Source organism: Klebsiella sp. 10982, assembly GCF_048589245.1.
GTDB lineage: Bacteria > Pseudomonadota > Gammaproteobacteria > Enterobacterales > Enterobacteriaceae > Klebsiella > Klebsiella quasivariicola.
Genome location: NZ_JBMAXV010000150.1, coordinates 1 through 409 on the forward strand (window position 1 = coordinate 1; position 409 = coordinate 409).

The following is a 409-nucleotide window of genomic DNA, read 5'->3' on the forward strand; positions in this document are numbered from 1 at the left end:
TACCGGGGTGCGGCCGTATTCGCCTTTCAGTATCCCGGCGGTTTCCTTCGCGATGGTCTTGTAGCGCTCGCCGGTCAGGACGTTGAGCACCGCCTGGGTGCCGACAATCTGCGAGGTCGGGGTCACCAGCGGAATAAAGCCGAGGTCCTCGCGCACGCGGGGGATTTCCGCCAGCACCTGGTCGAGTTTGTCCGCCGCGTTCTGCTGCTTCAGCTGGCTTTCGAGATTGGTGAGCATCCCGCCCGGCACCTGGGCGACGAGGATACGGCTGTCGGTGCCCTTCAGCTGGCCTTCGAAGGCGTGGTACTTCTTACGCACCTCGCGGAAGTACGCGGCGATACTCTCCAGTTTGTGGATATCGAGGCCGGTGTCGTACGGCGTACCGGCGAGGGTGGCGACCAGCGCCTCG

At 64.3% G+C, this 409-nt stretch carries 1 pseudogene; it reads right to left on the reverse strand.

Annotated elements, in window-relative coordinates:
• A pseudogene (locus ACKLKD_RS28025) lies at window positions 1–409 on the reverse strand (oxaloacetate decarboxylase); the annotation flags it as partial.